Source organism: Diaphorobacter ruginosibacter, from assembly GCF_040396215.1.
In the GTDB taxonomy this organism is placed as follows: domain Bacteria; phylum Pseudomonadota; class Gammaproteobacteria; order Burkholderiales; family Burkholderiaceae_C; genus Diaphorobacter_A; species Diaphorobacter_A ruginosibacter_A.
The window spans coordinates 1-17,578 of sequence record NZ_JBEBOW010000075.1 but is presented as its reverse complement, the minus strand read 5'-3'; the positions used below and the strand labels follow the sequence as shown (position 1 = coordinate 17,578).

The 17,578-nt window shown below is 65.9% G+C and carries 19 protein-coding genes; 7 read left to right on the top strand and 12 right to left on the bottom strand.

Annotation, left to right across the window (positions count from 1 at the left end):
- Window positions 1-87: 87 nt before the first annotated feature.
- Genes ABWP92_RS10705 through ABWP92_RS10695 form a run of 3 tightly spaced genes read right to left on the bottom strand, consistent with a single transcriptional unit; the run spans window position 88 to window position 2,656 of the window.
- On the bottom strand, window positions 88-354 hold the full coding sequence (locus tag ABWP92_RS10705) for a hypothetical protein (RefSeq protein WP_353235363.1): 267 nt from the start codon (window positions 352-354) through the stop codon (window positions 88-90).
- Window positions 355-394: 40 nt separating this feature from the next.
- A complete protein-coding gene (gene feoB / locus ABWP92_RS10700; protein ID WP_353235362.1) occupies window positions 395-2,302 on the bottom strand; it encodes a ferrous iron transporter B in 1,908 nt (635 codons plus the stop codon).
- Between the two features lie 39 nt (window positions 2,303-2,341).
- The gene (locus tag ABWP92_RS10695) at window positions 2,342-2,656 is read right to left on the bottom strand and encodes a FeoA family protein (RefSeq protein ID WP_353235361.1); all 315 of its coding nucleotides are present in this window, start codon (window positions 2,654-2,656) and stop codon (window positions 2,342-2,344) included.
- Between the two features lie 170 nt (window positions 2,657-2,826).
- Here ABWP92_RS10695 and ABWP92_RS10690 point away from each other — a divergent pair, with 170 nt between their 5' ends.
- Together ABWP92_RS10690 and kynB are read left to right on the top strand one after the other, a co-directional pair.
- Window positions 2,827-3,156 carry a YkgJ family cysteine cluster protein gene (locus ABWP92_RS10690; protein ID WP_353235360.1) on the top strand — a complete coding sequence of 110 codons (330 nt, stop codon included), beginning with the start codon at window positions 2,827-2,829 and terminating at the stop codon, window positions 3,154-3,156.
- A 13-nt stretch (window positions 3,157-3,169) separates the two neighbouring features.
- Window positions 3,170-3,853 (top strand): arylformamidase, encoded by a 684-nt coding sequence (gene kynB / locus ABWP92_RS10685; protein WP_353235359.1) that lies wholly within the window; start codon window positions 3,170-3,172, stop codon window positions 3,851-3,853.
- Here the strand turns inward: kynB and ABWP92_RS10680 are convergent.
- On the bottom strand, window positions 3,837-5,240 hold the full coding sequence (locus ABWP92_RS10680) for an L-lactate permease (RefSeq protein ID WP_353235358.1): 1,404 nt from the start codon (window positions 5,238-5,240) through the stop codon (window positions 3,837-3,839). The genes kynB and ABWP92_RS10680 overlap by 17 nt on opposite strands.
- Window positions 5,241-5,313: 73 nt before the next feature.
- Between ABWP92_RS10680 and ABWP92_RS10675 the strand changes: the two genes are divergently transcribed.
- Complete coding sequence (locus ABWP92_RS10675) at window positions 5,314-5,889, top strand: helix-turn-helix domain-containing protein (protein ID WP_353235357.1); 576 nt, start codon at window positions 5,314-5,316, stop codon at window positions 5,887-5,889.
- A gap of 63 nt (window positions 5,890-5,952) precedes the next feature.
- Here the strand turns inward: ABWP92_RS10675 and ABWP92_RS10670 are convergent, their stop codons facing one another.
- From ABWP92_RS10670 to ABWP92_RS10655, 4 genes are all read right to left on the bottom strand, one after another.
- Window positions 5,953-7,008: an adenosine deaminase gene (locus tag ABWP92_RS10670; protein WP_353235356.1), complete on the bottom strand. Its 1,056-nt coding sequence runs from the start codon at window positions 7,006-7,008 to the stop codon at window positions 5,953-5,955.
- A 2-nt stretch (window positions 7,009-7,010) separates the two neighbouring features.
- Window positions 7,011-7,991: an aromatic ring-hydroxylating dioxygenase subunit alpha gene (locus ABWP92_RS10665; RefSeq protein WP_353235355.1), complete on the bottom strand. Its 981-nt coding sequence runs from the start codon at window positions 7,989-7,991 to the stop codon at window positions 7,011-7,013.
- 161 nt (window positions 7,992-8,152) lie between these two features.
- On the bottom strand, window positions 8,153-8,506 hold the full coding sequence (locus tag ABWP92_RS10660) for a cupin domain-containing protein (protein ID WP_353235354.1): 354 nt from the start codon (window positions 8,504-8,506) through the stop codon (window positions 8,153-8,155).
- A 91-nt stretch (window positions 8,507-8,597) separates the two neighbouring features.
- On the bottom strand, window positions 8,598-9,395 hold the full coding sequence (locus ABWP92_RS10655; protein WP_353235353.1) for an IclR family transcriptional regulator: 798 nt from the start codon (window positions 9,393-9,395) through the stop codon (window positions 8,598-8,600).
- Between the two features lie 207 nt (window positions 9,396-9,602).
- Here ABWP92_RS10655 and ABWP92_RS10650 point away from each other — a divergent pair, with 207 nt between their 5' ends.
- The 4 genes from ABWP92_RS10650 to ABWP92_RS10635 are packed head-to-tail and all read left to right on the top strand — an operon-like array spanning window position 9,603 to window position 13,123.
- Entirely contained in the window at window positions 9,603-10,373 is a 771-nt protein-coding gene (locus tag ABWP92_RS10650) for an ABC transporter substrate-binding protein (protein WP_353235352.1), read from the top strand.
- Window positions 10,374-10,398: 25 nt separating this feature from the next.
- On the top strand, window positions 10,399-11,064 hold the full coding sequence (gene ehuD, locus ABWP92_RS10645; RefSeq protein WP_353235351.1) for an ectoine/hydroxyectoine ABC transporter permease subunit EhuD: 666 nt from the start codon (window positions 10,399-10,401) through the stop codon (window positions 11,062-11,064).
- A complete protein-coding gene (locus ABWP92_RS10640) occupies window positions 11,061-11,807 on the top strand; it encodes an amino acid ABC transporter ATP-binding protein (RefSeq protein ID WP_353235350.1) in 747 nt (248 codons plus the stop codon). The genes ehuD and ABWP92_RS10640 overlap by 4 nt, the downstream gene beginning before the upstream one ends.
- The gene (locus ABWP92_RS10635; protein WP_353235349.1) at window positions 11,804-13,123 is read left to right on the top strand and encodes an NAD(P)/FAD-dependent oxidoreductase; all 1,320 of its coding nucleotides are present in this window, start codon (window positions 11,804-11,806) and stop codon (window positions 13,121-13,123) included. Before ABWP92_RS10640 ends, ABWP92_RS10635 begins: the two co-directional genes overlap by 4 nt.
- Window positions 13,124-13,201: 78 nt before the next feature.
- Here the strand turns inward: ABWP92_RS10635 and ABWP92_RS10630 are convergent, their stop codons facing one another.
- The 4 genes from ABWP92_RS10630 to ABWP92_RS10615 form a co-directional block, all read right to left on the bottom strand.
- Window positions 13,202-14,365 carry a BMP family ABC transporter substrate-binding protein gene (locus ABWP92_RS10630; protein WP_353235348.1) on the bottom strand — a complete coding sequence of 388 codons (1,164 nt, stop codon included), beginning with the start codon at window positions 14,363-14,365 and terminating at the stop codon, window positions 13,202-13,204.
- Window positions 14,366-14,572: 207 nt separating this feature from the next.
- Window positions 14,573-15,724: a BMP family ABC transporter substrate-binding protein gene (locus ABWP92_RS10625; protein ID WP_353235347.1), complete on the bottom strand. Its 1,152-nt coding sequence runs from the start codon at window positions 15,722-15,724 to the stop codon at window positions 14,573-14,575.
- A 77-nt stretch (window positions 15,725-15,801) separates the two neighbouring features.
- The gene (locus tag ABWP92_RS10620) at window positions 15,802-16,722 is read right to left on the bottom strand and encodes an ABC transporter permease (protein ID WP_353235346.1); all 921 of its coding nucleotides are present in this window, start codon (window positions 16,720-16,722) and stop codon (window positions 15,802-15,804) included.
- Window positions 16,722-17,578: ABC transporter permease (locus ABWP92_RS10615; protein WP_353235345.1), on the bottom strand; the 857-nt coding region annotated here is incomplete at its 5' end. The genes ABWP92_RS10615 and ABWP92_RS10620, both read right to left, overlap by 1 nt.

Sequence of the window (17,578 nt, the reverse complement as noted above, 5' to 3'; positions counted from 1 at the left end):
TCTAAGACCCGCGCCTTCTCCAAGAAACAAAGGCCCTGCTCGGGCGCGAGCAGGGCCTTTGTGTTTTGTCCGGCGGTCCGCCGCGTGTCAGGACTTGCCGGAATCCACGTTCCTGTGGAAGACCAGCGGCCTGGAGTCGGGCGCGTCCGGATTGGCGCCGCCGCTCGAGCACGCGCCGCCCGCCTTGTCGCCATCGCTCGAGCAGCTGCTGCAGCCGCTGCCGCAACCCGACACCTGCGCGAGCTTCGGGTTGATGCGGCCGAGCGGGTTGCGCCACTTCTGCGGCATGTAGCGCCACAGCAGATAAAGCGCCGCGACGGCGATGATCAACGCCACGATGAGTGACTGTGTCATGAAACGGTCCTCCTCTTCGACACGAGCGGGCGGGACGGCCTCAGCCCGCGCCCATCGCCACGGCGATGTGGTAGACGATGAAACATGCGATGTATGCCAGCCCGAAAAGATAGGCTGCCATGATCGCCACGTAGCGCCAGCTGTTGGTTTCGCGGCGTACGGTTGCCAGCGTCGCAAGGCATTGCGGCGCGAAAATGAACCACGTCAGCAGCGACAGCGCGGTCGCCAGCGACCACTGGCCCGCGATCAGCGGGCCGAGCTGGGCCGCCGTGTCGTCGCCGGAAGCAGCCAGCGCATACACCGTGCCGAGCGCGCTCACCGCCACTTCGCGCGCCGCCATGCCGGGAACGAGCGCAATGCAGATCTGCCAGTTGAAGCCGATCGGCGCGAAGATGAGCGCCATGGCCTCGCCTATGCGGCCCGCCAGGCTGTAGGTGATGGCCGGTTCGGTGGCGCCCTCCGGAGCGCCCGGGAAGGACGACAGGAACCACAGCACGATGGTCAGCGCCAGAATGATGCCGCCCACGCGCTTGAGGAAGATGACGGCGCGCTCGTACAGTCCGATCAGCAGGCTGCGGATGCTCGGCAGGCGATAGGCGGGCAGCTCCATCATCAAGGCAGCGCGTCCCTGGCGCGCGCCGAAGCGCTTGGCTACGAAGGCCACGGCCATCGCGCTCACGATGCCCGCGACGTAGAGCGCGAACAGCACCAGCCCCTGCAGATTGAAAAGTCCCGCGATCGTGCGCTCGGGGATGAACGCCCCGATGAGCAGCGCGTACACGGGAAGACGCGCCGAGCAGGTCATCAGGGGCGCGATCATGATCGTGACCAGGCGGTCGCGCCAGCTCGGAATCGAGCGCGCGGCCATGACGCCCGGAATGGCGCAGGCAAAGCTGGAGAGCAGCGGGATGAACGAGCGGCCCGACAGGCCCACGGTGCCCATCATGCGGTCCAGCAGGAACGCCGCGCGCGGCAGATAGCCGGAATCCTCCAGCACCAGGATGAAGAAGAACAGGATCAGGATCTGCGGCAGGAACACGATCACGCCGCCGGCGCCCGCGATGACGCCATCGGCAAGCAGGCTGCGCAGCGGCCCGTCGGCCATATGCTCGTTCAGCCATTCGGCGGCCGATGCGGTGGTTCCGTCGATGAAATCCATCGGCACTTCGGCCCATGCGAACACGGCCTGGAAGATCAGGAACAGGAGCGCCGCCAGCAGCACCAGCCCCCACACGGGGTGCAGCACGATGGCGTCGATGCGGTCATCGCGCGCCAGTTGAACCGATGGCGCCTTCACCGCCAGATCGAGAATGCGGCGCACCTCGGCGTGCAGCGCCAGGACGCGCTGCTGGGCATCGCCCTGCGGCTCCTGCCCGCGCGCGGGCACGGCGCTCTTGAACTGCCCCGCGTCTATCCATTTGAGCAGTTCCTGCGCGCCGTCGCTCTTCACCGCCACGGTGGAAATCACCGGAATGCCCAATTCGCGCGACAGGATCTCCTCGTCGATCTCGATGCCCTGCTTCCTGGCCATGTCGCTCATGTTGAGCACCAGCACCATGGGCAGGCCGAGATTGCGCGCCTCCAGCACGAGGCGCAGGTTGAGCCGCAGATGGGTGGCATCCGTCACGCATGCGACCAGCTCCGGCAGGGGCTCGCCCGCGCGGCGGCCCAGCAGCACGTCGCGCGTCACCGCCTCGTCCAGGCTTTGCGCATGCAGGCTGTAGGCTCCCGGCAGATCCAGCATGCGCACGCGCTTGCCGCCAGTGGTGGTGAACCAGCCTTCCTTGCGCTCCACGGTCACGCCCGCGTAATTGGCGACCTTCTGGCGCGCGCCGGTCATCAGGTTGAACAAGGCGGTCTTGCCGCAGTTGGGATTGCCCAGCAGTGCTATGTGCAGCGGCGCGCCTGCCGAATCTCCCGGCGCTGTGGTGGTCGTTGCGCTGCTCATCTGCTGCTCCCCTCGCTTTCTACTCTGTTCATCATTTCTTCAATGGGCCGGATCGACCAGCACGAATGCGGCCTCGTCGCGGCGCAGCGCGAAGGTCGCCTGTCCCACGCGAACCGCCAGGGGATCCGCGCCCGGGAACCCCGTTGCCAGCACGCGCACGGACTCGCCCGGCAGGAAGCCGATCTCCATCAAGCGCAGAATCAGCTCCCGCTCCCGCTCGTTGGCGGCGGCGCGCAGGCCGAGCACCGTGGCATCGCGGCGGCGCGGCAAGGCATCCAATCCGACGCCGGGCGATACCGCGGCTGACGCGCCAGCGATGGGCTGGCCGCTACTTTCTTGAGGCTGAACTCGCATGTCGTACTGTTTGATCCTGAATAGGTTTAATTCTCATTCTAAAAGAGACTGGAGCCGAGGTCATTGTTTTAACCGAGTGCCCCTGTGCGCCGTACCAGGAAGACGCCCCGGATTTCTCTCATGCCGGCCCCGATCTGCGGCAAAATCCACTTCCCTCGCGGATTTTCAACATGCCCTCCCTTCACCCCTGCCTGACTTGCGGCGCATGCTGCGCCAGTTTCCGTGTCGATTTCTCGGTCGAGGAAACACAGGAGCGCGGGGGCCATGTTCCGGACGGCCTGGTGGTTGCCGTCACGGACGGCACCGCCCGCATGCGCGGCACCGACCATGCCGCGCCACGCTGCGCCGCGCTCACGGGCACGGTGGGAACCAGGGCCGCTTGCGGAATCTATGAGTGGCGGCCATCGCCGTGCCGCGAATTCGAAGCGGGCTCCGACGCCTGCATTCGCGCCCGCGCCCGCAGGCAACTGCCGCCCCTGTCCGACGGCTTCATCCTGTAGAAAGGAACGGCTCATGACCAGCGGCAACCCAGCCGGACCCGGCCAGCGGCGCATCTGGGATATCTCCGCGCCCGTGCACAGCGCAACGCCCGTATTCCCGGGGGACTCCGAATATGTGCAGGAATGGAGCGCCACCATCTCGCCGGATTGCCCGGTGAACGTGGCGACGATCACGCTCTCGCCCCATATCGGCACGCACGCCGATGCGCCGCTGCACTATGAGCCCGGCGGCGCGGCGATCGGCGAGCTGCCGCTGCAGGCCTACATAGGCCCCTGCCGCGTGATCCACGCCATTGGCTGCGGACCGTTGATCCAGTGGGAACACATCGCTCACGCGCTCGCCGGACTGCCCGAGCGCATGCTGGTGCGCACCTGCCAGCGGATGCCGGTGGACCGCTGGGACCCTGATCTGGCCGCATACGCGCCGCAAACCCTGGAGCGCCTGGCCGATCTGGGTGTAAAGCTGATCGGCATCGACTCCGCCAGCATCGATCCCGCCTCGAGCACGACGCTCGACAGCCACCAGGTCATTCGCCGCCGCGGCATGCGCGTGCTCGAAAACCTGGTGCTCGACGACGTCCCGGAAGGCGACTACGAGCTGATCGCGCTGCCGCTCAAGCTCGTCACCTGCGATGCATCGCCGGTGCGCGCCATCCTGCGCACGCCCGAAGACGGAGCGCTCACAGGAAAAGGTTGATCACGGCCATCAGCGCCACCGCGAACAGATCGATGGCCAGCACCGCCAGTTGAATCCAGCGCCGCTCGGTCAGAGCCTGCGGCGGCGCCAGCTGGCATGCCATCTCGATCTTGCCCGGCGAACCCATGAGCAGCAGCGCCGCGCTCACGTTGTGCACCGCCATGAAGGGGAGCACGGACACGTTCAACGCCTGGGCGATTTCCGCCTGGGTTGCCGCGAACATCGCATTCGCCCCCGCGTTGGAGCCGGTGACGAAACCTCCCAACGCGCCCACGAACGGCGCGGCGAACAGATACCACCGCCCGCCGGAGGCCAGCGCATGCGCCAACTGCGCGGCCATGCCCGAGACAGCCATCATCACGCCCATGGCGATGAACAGCCCCGTGACCGGAGCCACCAGCATCCACGAGCGGAACGCGCCGCCAAGGACCCGCCTCGGCGGAATGGAACGAGTGAAGAAAACCGTCGCCATGAACAGCCACAGCGCGGGTGAAGCCAGCATGCGCCATGCCGCGGGCAAATGCAGGACGCGCACGGCCACCCCGGCCAGCAGCACGCCCGCCAACAGGACGCCGTATGCGCAGAGCGCGCGGCGGCCCAGCGGCTCGAGCGCCGCAAGCCCCGCCGGCCGGGCCGCGCGCCTTCCCAACCACAGATGCAGCACCACCATCGCCAGCGCGCCCAGAGCGCCCGCCGGAGGAGTGCCGACGGTGGCGTTGAAAAAGCCCACGGCCACGGTCAGCAGCAAGCCGGACAGCGCCCCCTGCATGACCGCCCGCGGGCGTTCGCCCGCGGGGCTCGCCATCCAGGCAGCGACCACTCCGGTCACCACGAACGGAATCACGCTCACATAGGCAGACGCCAGCCCGAGCGCATCGAGCGGCAGGCCCGCCATCGTCGCCGCGATCAACGTGCCCGGCCCCATCGAGCCCCATGGCACGGCGCACAGCCCGAGCAAACCGATCACCGCGACCTTGCGCGCGGGCAGGCCGCAATGCACCAGCAGCGGAATGCCGATGGTGATGCCGATGCCGAAGCCGGTCAGCGATTCGGTAAACGGCGTCACGCCATGCACCACCAGAAGCACCGCGCCGACGCCATGGCCCGTCTGCCCCAGTATCCATTGCGCCAGCGCCTTCTGCGCGCCCGCCGCGCGCAGCGCCTCGGACAGCAGCAGCCCGCCACCCACGATCAGCAACACCTCCACCATGACCGGCAGCCATGCCATCACCGCCTGCATGGCGGCGTCCGCGCCCAAGGGAAAGGCCAACGCCATGCCGATGGCGGACAGCACCACTCCGGCCATCGCCGCATGCAGCGAACGCATGCCCAGCAGCAACGCCGCGATCACGGCCAGCACCGGCAAGGCGCTCCAGAAAAGCGGCATGGTCTTTTGTTTCCGTTCGGATTAAAATTTTCTTATCCGCAATCTTATTTGCGATCAGGAAAATTTTCAACGCATGAATCCGCCCCCCATTTCCGATGAGGCCGATGCGGACCTGCTGTTCGGCCTGTGCGTGCGCGCGCGGCGGGCTCAGCTCGGCTTCACGCTCGATCAGCTGGCGCAAGCCAGCGGCGTCTCGCCCGGCACGTTGTCGCGCGTGGAGCGCGGCCTGCTGGGCGCCAGCCTGCGCAACGCCATGGCGATTGCGCGCGGACTGGGCTGCGACATCGGCGAGCTGCTGCGGGAAACTGAAGGCCCGCGGGTCACGCGCGCCCATGCCCACCAGCGCATCGTGCATGAGGACACGGGTGTTGAGCGCACCGCCCTCGCCCGCCCCGCGCCGGGGCTTTCCGTCGTGCAATACGACATGCCGGCGGGCGCGGAGTCGAGCCGCTTTGCCGCGCACCGGGGCGGCACGCGCGAGATGTTCTACATACTCAAAGGCGTCGTGCGCGTCCATGCAGCGGCGCAAAGCGTGCTGCTGCGCGCGGGCGACACGGTCGTGCTCTCCATGGATTCGGAGCACCGCTTCGCCAACGAAGGATCGGGCCGGGCGCGGCTGATCCTGATCGTCTTCACGCCCGTTGACTGAGAACGTGTTTACGATCTCTACGCAGCCGCGTTGGAGATCGTAAACACGTTCTGAGGGCTGCGTTCACAGCGCCCGCGCGGCCTGCTCGAAGCACTCGTGCAACTGCTCGCGCCACCTGCGCTTGTCCGCGTCAGGCGCAAAGCTCGCATCGATACTGTTGAGCGCCAGCAGCCAGGCGTGCCGCGCGCTCAGGCCGGGCACCTGCTCGAACAAGCGCGTGAAATTGGTGTTCACGTAGCCGCCGAAATAGGCCGGGTCGTCCGAGTTCACCGTGACCGCCAGCCCCGCGTCGAGCAACTGCCTGATGTTGTGATCGGCAAGCGCGGGGAACACGCACAGCTTCTCATTGGAGAGCGGACACACCGTCAGCGCGACGCGGTCTTTCGCCAGCCGCTGCATGAGCCGTCCGTCGTGCACCGCCTGCACGCCGTGGTCGATCCGCTCGACACCCAGCACGTCGAGCGCGCTCCAGATGTATGCGGGCGGCCCCTCCTCGCCCGCATGCGCCACCAAATGCAGGGACAGCTCGCTCGCGCGGGCGAAAACACGCGCGAATTTTTCCGGCGGATGCCCCACTTCGCTGCTATCCAGCCCCACGCCGATGAATTTGTCGCGCAACGGCAGCGCCTCCTCGAGCGTCCGCATCGCCGACTCCTCGCTCAAATGGCGCAGGAAGCACAGTATCAGCGCGGCCGAGATGCCTTGCTCGCGCCCGGCATCGACGCAGGCGCGATGCAGTCCGTTGATCACGGTTTCCATCGCCACGCCGCGTGCGGTATGCGTTTGCGGGTCGAAGAAAATTTCAGCGCGCACCACGTTGTCGGCCACTGCCCGGTCGAGATACGCGCGCGCCATGTCATAGAAGTCCTGCTCCTGGAGCAGCACGCTGGCGCCGGCGTAGTAGATGTCGAGAAAGCTCTGCAGATCGGTGAACGCATAGGCCTGGCGCAGTTCCTCTACGCTGCCATAGGCCAGTTCCACACCGTTGCGCCGGGCCAGCGCGAAGATCATTTCGGGCTCGAGCGAACCCTCGATGTGCATGTGCAGTTCGGCCTTGGGCATGGCCTGCAGCAGTTGCGGCAGGCGCGAGGGATCGATGGCGGGGATCTGGAACGTCATGGTCAGCAAACTCCAAAGGCGATGCCGCCGGCCTTCAGGTAGCGGCGATAGGCGGAGGACATGCGGTCAGCGGCCGAGTGCATTTCGGCCCGGGGGTCGAGCGGCAGCGCCTTGGGCATCTGCGACTCCAGCACCGGCTGGTCCTGCACGAAAATAGTATGCTGGAAATCCCTCAACTGCTCGTCGCTCGAGTCGAAATCGGCCACCGCCAGCCGGAACCACACGCGCGAAGTATCGGGCGTGACCGGACAGATGAACAGGCCGATCGATTCACGCCAGCCCTGCTTCGATGTGCCCTCCTGCGGGACCTTGCAGAGCACCGCCGCGTAGGGCGCGGTCACTTCGTAGGTGTACTCCACCTGCGCCGCGGCCGTCGAGTGCAGGTTCGATTGCGGCTGCACGGCCTTGCAGCCCGTGGCCAGCACGCCCGTCGGCGTTGGCTCAACCTTGTAGGCGGCGATGGCCGTTGCGTCGCGGCTGCCAAGCCAGCCTTCATGCACGAAGCCGAAGTGCGACATGTCGAGGAAATTCTCGATGATGCGCGGCGCGCTCGCGGCCACGTCATACGGGCCGCAGTTCACCTTGCGCAGATGCCCATCGGCCTCGGCGGCGAACAGGGGCAGGTCGCCGGCCTCCGCGCCGTCAAGGCGCACCCACACCAGTCCATACGCTTCCCTCGCGGCGAACGATTTCACGCATTGCGAGGGCGGCGGCACGAAGTCGGGCACCGCGGGAACCTTCACGCACTGCCCGCCGGCCGCGAATTGCCAGCCGTGATAAGGGCATTCGAGACGCCCCTGCTCGATGCGCCCCATCGACAGGCGCGCGCCCCGATGCGGGCAGCGGTCCACGAACGCCTGCATGGCGCCCTCGGCATTGCGCCAAAGCACCAGGGACTGCTCCAGCAATTGCACGGGCAGCGGTTTGTCGGCCACCACTTCGGGCGACTGGGCAACGGGGTGCCAGAGGGATGTTTCGATCATGGGTGGATTGTTCTGAGATTCCGGCATTCAACAACGGCCAAGGCCGCCCGTGGGCGGCCTTGGCGCATGCCTGGAATCTTACGCCAGGAGCAGGAAACGAGCCAGGAATGCGCCGTATCTCCGAGCAACATGCCGGGCCGATCGCGCCACGCGGCGTCTTCCTACACCATGACGTACAGCTTTCGCACCTGCTCGCGGATATGCCACACGCCCAGTGTCATCGGGGGAAAGAACAGCGTGTCGCCCGCCTTGAACTCGATGGCCGCCTGTCCTTGCCCGTCGGGCGTGAACGAGCCCGATCCTTCGAGGATGTACATCACTTCGCCGGTCTCGACCTGGCGCCTGAACCGCCCCTGCGAGCACTCCCAGAAACCGGTGTCGCAACCGGGCCGGCCGGCGATGGACACGTCCATGCCCCGGATCTGGCATGCCGGCTCGCTCAGCGGGACCGCGACCGGTCCGCTGCTTTTCAGGCTGGACACTGCCGTGTCGCGCGAGATGACCTGAATACCCATGATCTGAATTCCTTTCGATGTTGAATGATTGAAAGCCGGATGCCCGCGTGTCAGCGCGTCCCCGGTTTGGTGCCGACCGCCGTGCGCTGCGCTAATCCAGTGCGCGCACGGAATTGCTCAGCGAGCGGGCGCATGCCAGGAGCGACGGGCCCAGGCGGCTCTCCGCCTCCTCCAGCGTCCAGCGGCTGGTGGGCGCGACGATGTGCACCGCCGCCACGGGACGCCCACGGCTGCCCAGCACGGGAGCGCCAAGCGTCATGTCGCCCAGAAACAGCTCCTCCCGGTTGACGGCATAGCCGCGCTGGCGTGTCTCGTTGAGCTCACGCATCAGGGCGCCCTCATCGGTGATGGTGAAACGCGTATGCGCGGGCCGGTCGCTGGCGCGCAGCAGCGCGAGCGCTTCCTCATCGGGCAAGGCCGCCAGCCAGGCCCTGCCCGATGCGGTGCAGTACATGGGAATGCGGCTTCCTATGGGCATGTGGACGGGCACGAACTGGGCGCTGACGAAGCGGGCCACATATACCATCTCCAGCCCGTCCGCCTCCGTCAGGCACGTGGTCTCCGTCGTGGCGTTGGTCAGTTCCGCCAGATAGGGGTTGGCCAGGTCGATGACGGGATTGGCGGCGATGTAGTTGTAGCCCACGCGCATGACGTGCGGCGTGAGCTGGTAGCGCCGCGTGCGCGGGTGCTTGCGCACGAAGCCCAGTTGCTCCAGCGTGAACACCATGCGCTGCGCCGAGCTCTTGCTGATGTCGGCCGCCTCGGCCAGGTCGCCCAACGTCATGCTGCGGCGCTGGGCGCTGAAGGCGCAAAGAACCGCCAGCCCCTTCTCAAGCGACTGATTGAACAAGGGGTTCGGTTCGTCATCGTGCGCATTTGATTTGTTCATGATCAAAGTCTAACGCTGCATCAAATGTATCGAATATCGATATTTAAATATCTATTAGTGGTTTTTACCTATTTATTTTAGATTCATTGAAATCAATCATTGCATGGTTCTTGCTTACCGGCTAGCACGGCAAGTTCTACGGAAGGCCGCTCGCATCCTGCGAATCCATTCGGTTCCCATCCACCCCATCGTCACAGGAGTCTTCACATGCAATCCTTCTTCCGCCCCGCCATCCGCGTTGCCCTCGGACTTTGCGCGGCCACGACGCTGTCCTTCGCGGCAGCGCAAGGAGCCGCTCCCGCCAGCTACAACGTGGGAGCCACCGCCACCGGCATTCCGTTCACCTTCCTGGACATCAAGACCAACAACATTCAAGGCATGATGGTGGACACCGTCCAGGCCGTGGCCAAGGCCGGCGGCTTCCAGGTGAACGTGCAGCAAACCGTGTTCTCGGCGCTGATTCCCTCGCTCACTTCCAGCAAGATCGACATCATCTCGGCGGCCATGCTCAAGACCGAGGCTCGCCAGCAGGTGGTGGATTTCAGCGAACCGGTCTACTCCTACGGCGAAGGCCTGATGGTCAAGGCGGACGACAACCGCGACTACCCGACGCTCGACGGGCTCAAGGGCGAGATCGTGGGCGCGCAGGTCGGCACCGTCTTTGTGGACATGCTGCAGAAAAAGGGCATCTTCAAGGAAGTGCGCACCTACGACTCGGTGGCCGACATGACGCGCGATCTGGCGCTCGGCCGCATCAAGGCCGGCGTGGGCGACCAGCCGATCATGCTCTATCAGATCGAGCAGAAAGCCTTCAAGGGCGTGAAGATGGCCAACGGCTACAAGTCAACCAACGTCAGCGATGTCTGCCTGATCGTTCGCAAGGGCGACACCGAAACGCTCGACCGCGTGAACAAGGCCATCGCAACGATCAAGGCCGACGGCACGCTCGCGCAGATCGTCAAGAAATGGGGCATCTGATTCCCGGCAGGCACCACACAGTTCCATGCAAGAATTCCTCGAGCATTCGCGCGACTTCCTGCCGATCCTGCTGAAGGGGGCGATCGTCACGGTGCAGGTCACCGTGCTGTCGTTCCTGCTCTCCAGCGTCATCGGACTGGTTCTCGCGCTGGGCAAGCTCTCGCCCATCAAGGCCATCTCGATCGCCGCCTCGACGGTGGTCAACGTCATCCGCGGGCTGCCCATCATCGTGCAGCTCTTCTACATCTACTTCGTGCTGCCCGATTTCGGCATCCAGCTCTCGGCATTCCAGGCGGGTGTGATCGGGCTGGGGATCGCGTACTCGGCCTACCAGGCCGAGAACTTCCGCGCGGGCATCGAGGCCGTCGATCCCGGCCAGCGCGAGGCCGCGCTCGCCATGGGCATGCGCCCCGCCATGCTGATGCGCCGCGTGATCCTGCCGCAGGCATTCCGCATTGCCTTGCCGCCCTATGGCAACACGCTGGTCATGATGCTCAAGGACTCGTCCCTGGTCTCCACCATCACCGTGGCCGAGATGACGCGCGCGGGCCAGCTCATCGCATCCTCGACGTTCCAGAACATGACCGTGTATACGCTGGTCGCACTGCTGTATCTGGCCATGAGCCTGCCGCTGGTGGAGATTCTCCGCCGCATCGAAAAGCGGTTCGGGGCAGGAAAGAGAAAGCCATGATCGAAATAAGGAACCTCGAAAAATCCTATGGCGACCATCGCGTGCTGCACGACGTGAGCCTGAACGTCCAGCGCGGCGAGGTCGTGTGCCTGATCGGGCCCTCCGGTTCGGGCAAGTCCACGGTGCTGCGCTGCATCAACGGCCTCGAAACCTATCAGGGCGGAGAAGTCCGCGCCTTCGGCGAACTGGTGGACAACACGTCGGGCAACATCCATCTGCTGCGCCGCCGCATGGGCATGGTGTTCCAGCGCTTCAATCTCTTCCCGCACCGCACCGTGCTGGAAAACGTGATGGAAGGCCCGGTGCAGGTCAAGCGCGAGCCCAGGGAGCAGGCCCGCGCCGAGGCCATGGAACTGCTGCGCAAGGTGGGCCTGGGCGAGAAATCCCACGCGATGCCGCCGCAGCTCTCGGGCGGCCAGCAGCAGCGCGTTGCCATCGCTCGCGCGCTGGCGATGAAGCCCGAGGCCATGTTGTTCGACGAGCCCACGTCGGCACTCGACCCCGAACTGGTGGGCGATGTGCTCGAAGTGATGCGCCAGCTCGCCAACGAAGGCATGACCATGATCGTCGTGACGCATGAAATGGGATTCGCGCGCGAAGTGGCTGATCGCGTGTGCTTTCTGCACAGCGGCAGCATCGTCGAGGAAGGCCCCGCAAAGCAGGTGCTGGGAGCGCCGGTCCATGCCCGCACGCAGGATTTTCTGCGCCGCGTGCTGCAGGCTCCCGCCGGGAGGAACGAATGAGCGCCAATACAGCAGACTCTTCCGTGCGGTCCGTTTCCTCGCACCCCAGGGCCGATTCGCTGTGGGCCGCGACCGCTCCGGCGGCCGCGCCCACGCCGGCCCTCGCCGAATCGACCGACACCGATGTGCTGGTGGTCGGCGCTGGCTACACGGGGCTTTCGACGGCGCTGCATCTTGCCGGGACCGGCGCCAGCGTCTGCGTCCTGGACGCGCATGAGCCCGGCTGGGGCGCATCGGGACGCAACGGCGGGCAGGTCAACCCGACGCTCAAGTACGACCCCGACGAACTGATCCGCATGTTCGGCCCGGAACGCGGCGAGGCGCTCATCGAGGCCGTCTCCAGCACGGGCGACCTGGTGTTCGATCTGATATCGCGCCATGGCATCGACTGCGCCCCGGTACGCGCCGGCTGGCTGCAGGCTGGCTACACCGACGAGGCCGTCGCGGGCATGCACGCGCGTGCGCGGCAATGGGAGAGGCGCGGCGTGCATGTCGAAATGCTCGACCGCGCATCGCTCGCCAGGCGCATGGGCTCCAGCACTTTCGCCGGCGGCTGGCTCGATGGCCGCGCGGGCGGCATCCAGCCGCTGGCGTATGCCCGGGGCCTTGCGCGCGCCGCGCTGGGCAAGGGCGTGCGCGTGCATGGCGGCACACCCGTCACCGGCCTCGTGCGCCAAGACGGCCGCTGGGTCGCCACCACGGCCCAGGGCCTGCAGGTGAGGGCCGGGCAGGTCGTTCTCGGCACCAACGGCTATACCGACGGGCTCTGGCCGGGACTGGCTCGCACGGTACTGTCGGCCAACAGCTTCATCGTCGCCACCCGCCCCCTGGGCGCGGCGGGAGCGGGCATCCTGGACAAGGGGGAAACCGGCTCGACATCGCAGCGCCTGCTGCTGTACTTCCGCAAGGATGCGCAAGGCCGGCTGCTCATGGGAGGCCGCGGCCATTTCTCCGATCCACGGGGCGCGCAGGATTTCACCCATCTGGAGCGCTCGCTCGCCCTGATGTTCCCGCAACTGGGCAAGCTGGAGTATGAATACCGCTGGGCGGGCCGCATCGCCATCACGCGCGACTTCATGCCCCACGTGCATCAGCCCGCGCCCGGCATCACCATGGCGCTCGGCTACAACGGGCGCGGAATCGCCATGGCGACGGGATTGGGCAAGCATGTGGCCGCCCTGGTCGCGGGCAAGGGTGCGCAGTCCTGCCCGTTCCCGATCACGCCGGTCCAGCCGATTCCCATGCACGGCATGCAGCGCCTGTACATCGCGGCGGGCGTGGCCTGGTACAGCCTGCTCGACCGCCTGGGCAAGTAGGCGCTCCGTTTCCGGGGAAGCCGCAAAGACGCAAAGGCCGCTCGAAAGCGGCCTTTGTTTCCTGGCGGAGCGAGGGAATTACTTGCCGCCCGGCACCTTGCCTTCCACGCCCTTGACGTAGAAGTTCACGCCGCGCATGAACGCATCGTCGGCCACCTTGTCAGCGGCCAGCAATTCCTTGCCGTCATTGCTGAGCAGCGGCCCCTTCCAGATGGCGAACGTGCCGTCCTTCAGGCCCTTCTTGACTTCATCGAGCTTGGCCTTGACCTCCGCGGGAACGTCATCTGCCAGCGACACAATGTCGATCGCGTCCTCCTTCACGCCCCACCAGGTTTCCTGGCTCTTCCAGGTGCCGTCCAGCACTTCCTTGACGGTCTGCACGTAGAAACCGGCGGGCTTGAAGATGGCGGAGCCAAGGTGCGCCTTGGGGCCATAGGCCGTCATGTCGGAATCCCAGCCGAAGGCGCGCTTGCCCTTTTCCTCGGCGGTCTTCAGGACGGCCGGAGAGTCGGTGTTCTGGAACAGGATGTCGGCGCCGCCATTGATCAGCGACGTGGCCGCCTCGGTTTCCTTCGGAGGAGCGAACCATTCGTTCACCCAGACCACCTTGGTCTTGATGTTCGGGTTCGTGGACTGGGCGCCCAGGGTGAAGCTGTTGATGTTGCGCAGCACTTCGGGAATCGGCACCGATCCCACCACGCCCAGCGTATTGGTCTTGGTCATCGCTCCGGCCACCACGCCAGCCAGGTAAGCCGCCTCGTAGGTGCGGAAATCGTATGTGCTGACGTTGGGAGCGGTCTTGTAGCCGGTGGCGTGCATCCACTTCACATCGGGGAATTCCGGCGCGAGCTTCTGGATCACGTCCATGTAGCCGAAGGTGGTGCCGAAGATCAGCTTGTTGCCCTGCGAGGCCAGATCGCGCAGCACGCGCTCCGCGTCCGCGCCCTCGGGCACGCTTTCCACGAACGTCGTCTTGATCTTGTCGCCGTACTCCTTCTCCAGCGCCTTGCGGCCCTGGTCGTGCGCATAGGAATACCCGCCATCGCCCACCGGCCCCACGTAGGCAAAGCCGATCTTCAGCGGCTCGGCTGCTGGCGCCGGCGCAGCGGCGGCGGGCTCCGGAGCGGGCGCAGGCGCGGACGCGGGCGCTTCATCCTTCTTGCCGCAGCCAGCCAGCGCGGCCGCCGCCACCGCGGACAGCGCGGCGACCTTGATCAGTGAACGTTTTTGAAGATCAGTCATTGTGATTCCTCTGTTGAATGGTGGGAGGCACGGGAAACTGGAGGACAGGCCAGCCGGGCAGCCGCTGCATCAATCCCCATTTCGGAGCGTGTTGCAAATATATGCACAAATCAGGCCAGGGGCGCGGCCGGTGACAGATTTTTGAATGGCTTGTTGTTTACATGCGCATACAACGATCAATCACCCCGCTCCCGGCCTGAACGCCAATTACCTGGTGCCCGGAACGGACCCCTCGATGCCGTTCACGTAGAAATTGATCCCGCGAAGGAAAGCGTCGTCGGCCACGGCGTCGGCCGCCAGGACTTCCTTGCCTGCGTTGTCCTTGATCGGCCCCGTCCACACCGCGAAGGAGCCGTCCTTCAAGCCGGCGCGGGCCTTTTCCACCTTGTCCTTGATGTCCTGTGGAACGTCATCGGCGATCTTCTTCAGGTCGATGGCGCCCTCTTTCACGCCCCACCAGAAGTTGCCGGTCTGCCACTTGCCGGCCAGCTTGTCCTCCACCACCTTGGTGTAGTACGGAGTCCAGTCGATCACGGCCGAGCCCAGATGCGCCTTGGGCGCGAACGCGCTCATGTCGCCGTCCTTGCCGAATGCGCGCGCACCGCGCTCCTCGGCGGTCTTGAGCACCGCTGGCGAGTTGGTGTTCTGGTACATCACGTCCACGCCGCCGTTGATCAGGCTGGTCGCGGCTTCGGATTCCTTGGGAGGCGCGAACCATTCGTTGACCCATACCACCTTGGCCTTGATGGAGGGGTCGATGCTCTGGGCGCCCAGCACGAAGCTGTTGATGTTGCGGACCACTTCGGGAATCGGCACGGAGGCGACCACGCCAACCGTCTTGGTCTTGGTCATCGCCCCGGCAACGATGCCGGCCAGGTAGGCGCCCTCGAACGTCTTGGTGTCGTACACGGCGACGTTGTCCGCCGTCTTGTAGCCGGTGGCGTGCTCGAAGCTCACATCCTTCAGATCAGCCGCCACCTTCTGCACGAACTCCTGATAGCCGAAGCTGGTGGCGAAAATCAGCTTGTTGCCCTGCCCCGCCATGTCGCGCATCACGCGTTCGGAATCGGCGGATTCGGGCACGCTCTCGACCATCGAGGTCTCGATCCTGTCGCCGAACTTCTCCTGGATCGCCTTGCGGCCCAGTTCGTGCTGGAACGTCCAGCCGCCATCGCCGATGGGGCTCACGTACATGAAGCCGATCTTCAGCTTGTCGGCCGCGGGAGCCGCAGCAGGCGCAGCGGGAGCAGCCGCGGACGCGGGAGCTTCCTCCTTCTTGCCGCAGGCGGTCAGGGCCGCGACGGACACGGCCGACAGGCCGATCAGCTTGATGAGTGCACGCTTGCTCGCATTGCTCATGGATATATCCTCGAATTTCAGGTCAAAACTTCAAACCAAAAGAAACCGGCAGCCGGGCATCGCGCCCGCCGCCCAGCTCAGGAACCGGGATGAAACGGCTTGCCCAGCGAAGCCGGCATGTTGGCGCGGATCCATGCGGGATTGCGCGAAATCAGCACCAGCACCACGATGGTCGCCAGATAGGGCAGCATCGACAACACCTGGCTGGGCATCTGCACGCCCGTGGCCTGCAAGTGGAACTGCAGCATGGTGACGCCGCCGAAAAGATACGCGCCCAGCAGCACCCGGGCCGGACGCCAGGTGGCGAACGTGGTGAGCGCCAGCGCGATCCAGCCGCGCCCGGAGACCATGCCCTCCACCCAAAGCGGTGTATAGACCGTGGAGATGTACGCACCCGCCAGTCCGCACATCGCGCCGCCGAACATCACCGCCATCAAGCGGATGCGGCGCACCGGATATCCCAGCGCATGCGCGGAGCCGGGCGATTCGCCCACCGCGCGCAGCACGAGTCCGGCGCGCGTGCGGTACAGGAACCAGACCATCGCCGCGGCGATCGCCACCGTGCCATAGACCAGGGGATGCAGCGTGAACAGCGCCTGGCCGATCACCGGCAGATCGGCCAGCCCGGGAATCGAGTACTTCGGCAGCTCGGGCAGGCGCGCCTGTACATAGTTCAGGCCGATGAACGCGGAGAAGCCCGTGCCGAACAGCGACAGCGCCAGCCCGGTCGCATACTGGTTGGTGTTCAGCCAGATCACCAGCAGGCCGAAGACGCCCGCCAGCAAGGCGCCCGTCAACATGCCCGCGCCGAAGCCGACCCAGGTATTGCCGGTGTGCACCACCGTGGCGAAACCGGCAATGGCCGCGCAGAGCATCATGCCCTCGGCGCCGAGGTTGACGATGCCCGATTTCTCGTTGATCAGCAGGCCGAGCGCGGCCAGCGCGAGCACGGTGCCCGCCGAGAGCGTGGAGCCCAAAAGCAGTGCGTAGGACTCCATCATCGGACTCCTTGCTTCACTGCGGGCCTGGCGGCGCCCTGCACCCAGCGGATGCGGTAGGCTACCAGCGTGTCGCATGCCAGCAGCGTGAACAGCAGCAGGCCCTGAAACACGCCCGTGAGCGCCTTTGGCAGCCCCAGGCGCGACTGCGCGAGTTCACCGCCGATGTAGAACATGCTCATGAGAATCGCCGAAAACACCATGCCCACCGGATGCAGCCGCCCCACGAAGGCCACGATGATCGCCGCGAAGCCATAGCCGGCCGGCACGTAGGGCGTGAGCTGCCCCAGCGGCCCCGCCACTTCGAGAGCGCCGGCCAGTCCCGCCGCGCCCCCCGACACCAGCAGCGCCGTCCACAGGGCCCGGCGCGACGAAAAGCCCGCATAGCGCGCCGCCGCGGGCGCTATGCCGCCCACCTGCAGCGCAAAGCCCGCACGCGTGCGAAACAGGAAAACCCACAGGAGCGCCGCCCCGATCAGGCTGATGATCACGCCGATGTTCATGCGAAAACCCTGCACCAGCCTCGGAATCTGGGTGACGCGCTCGAACGTCTTGGTCTGCGGGAAGTTGTAGCCCATCGGGTCTTTCCACGGGCCGTAGACGAGATAGCCCAGCAGCAGCGTGGCGACATACACCAGCATCAGGCTGACCAGGATTTCGTTGGCGTTGAACCTGTCGCGCAGCAGCGCGACGATGCCCGCCCACGCCATGCCGCCCACCACGCCCGCCAGCAGGATCACCGCGATGATCCACGGGCCGGTGGTCTTGTCGGCCAGCAGCGCCACGCCGCCCGCGGCCACCGCGCCGATGACGAACTGCCCTTCCGCGCCGATGTTCCACACGTTGGAGCGAAAGC

Coding starts and splice junctions, on each gene's coding strand:
- ABWP92_RS10705 (WP_353235363.1), bottom strand. CDS start 354: ATGACACAGTCACTCATCGTGGCGTTGATCATCGCCGTCGCGGCGCTT.
- feoB (WP_353235362.1), bottom strand. CDS start 2,302: ATGAGCAGCGCAACGACCACCACAGCGCCGGGAGATTCGGCAGGCGCG.
- ABWP92_RS10695 (WP_353235361.1), bottom strand. CDS start 2,656: ATGCGAGTTCAGCCTCAAGAAAGTAGCGGCCAGCCCATCGCTGGCGCG.
- ABWP92_RS10690 (WP_353235360.1), top strand. CDS start 2,827: ATGCCCTCCCTTCACCCCTGCCTGACTTGCGGCGCATGCTGCGCCAGT.
- kynB (WP_353235359.1), top strand. CDS start 3,170: ATGACCAGCGGCAACCCAGCCGGACCCGGCCAGCGGCGCATCTGGGAT.
- ABWP92_RS10680 (WP_353235358.1), bottom strand. CDS start 5,240: ATGCCGCTTTTCTGGAGCGCCTTGCCGGTGCTGGCCGTGATCGCGGCG.
- ABWP92_RS10675 (WP_353235357.1), top strand. CDS start 5,314: ATGAATCCGCCCCCCATTTCCGATGAGGCCGATGCGGACCTGCTGTTC.
- ABWP92_RS10670 (WP_353235356.1), bottom strand. CDS start 7,008: ATGACGTTCCAGATCCCCGCCATCGATCCCTCGCGCCTGCCGCAACTG.
- ABWP92_RS10665 (WP_353235355.1), bottom strand. CDS start 7,991: ATGATCGAAACATCCCTCTGGCACCCCGTTGCCCAGTCGCCCGAAGTG.
- ABWP92_RS10660 (WP_353235354.1), bottom strand. CDS start 8,506: ATGGGTATTCAGGTCATCTCGCGCGACACGGCAGTGTCCAGCCTGAAA.
- ABWP92_RS10655 (WP_353235353.1), bottom strand. CDS start 9,395: ATGAACAAATCAAATGCGCACGATGACGAACCGAACCCCTTGTTCAAT.
- ABWP92_RS10650 (WP_353235352.1), top strand. CDS start 9,603: ATGCAATCCTTCTTCCGCCCCGCCATCCGCGTTGCCCTCGGACTTTGC.
- ehuD (WP_353235351.1), top strand. CDS start 10,399: ATGCAAGAATTCCTCGAGCATTCGCGCGACTTCCTGCCGATCCTGCTG.
- ABWP92_RS10640 (WP_353235350.1), top strand. CDS start 11,061: ATGATCGAAATAAGGAACCTCGAAAAATCCTATGGCGACCATCGCGTG.
- ABWP92_RS10635 (WP_353235349.1), top strand. CDS start 11,804: ATGAGCGCCAATACAGCAGACTCTTCCGTGCGGTCCGTTTCCTCGCAC.
- ABWP92_RS10630 (WP_353235348.1), bottom strand. CDS start 14,365: ATGACTGATCTTCAAAAACGTTCACTGATCAAGGTCGCCGCGCTGTCC.
- ABWP92_RS10625 (WP_353235347.1), bottom strand. CDS start 15,724: ATGAGCAATGCGAGCAAGCGTGCACTCATCAAGCTGATCGGCCTGTCG.
- ABWP92_RS10620 (WP_353235346.1), bottom strand. CDS start 16,722: ATGGAGTCCTACGCACTGCTTTTGGGCTCCACGCTCTCGGCGGGCACC.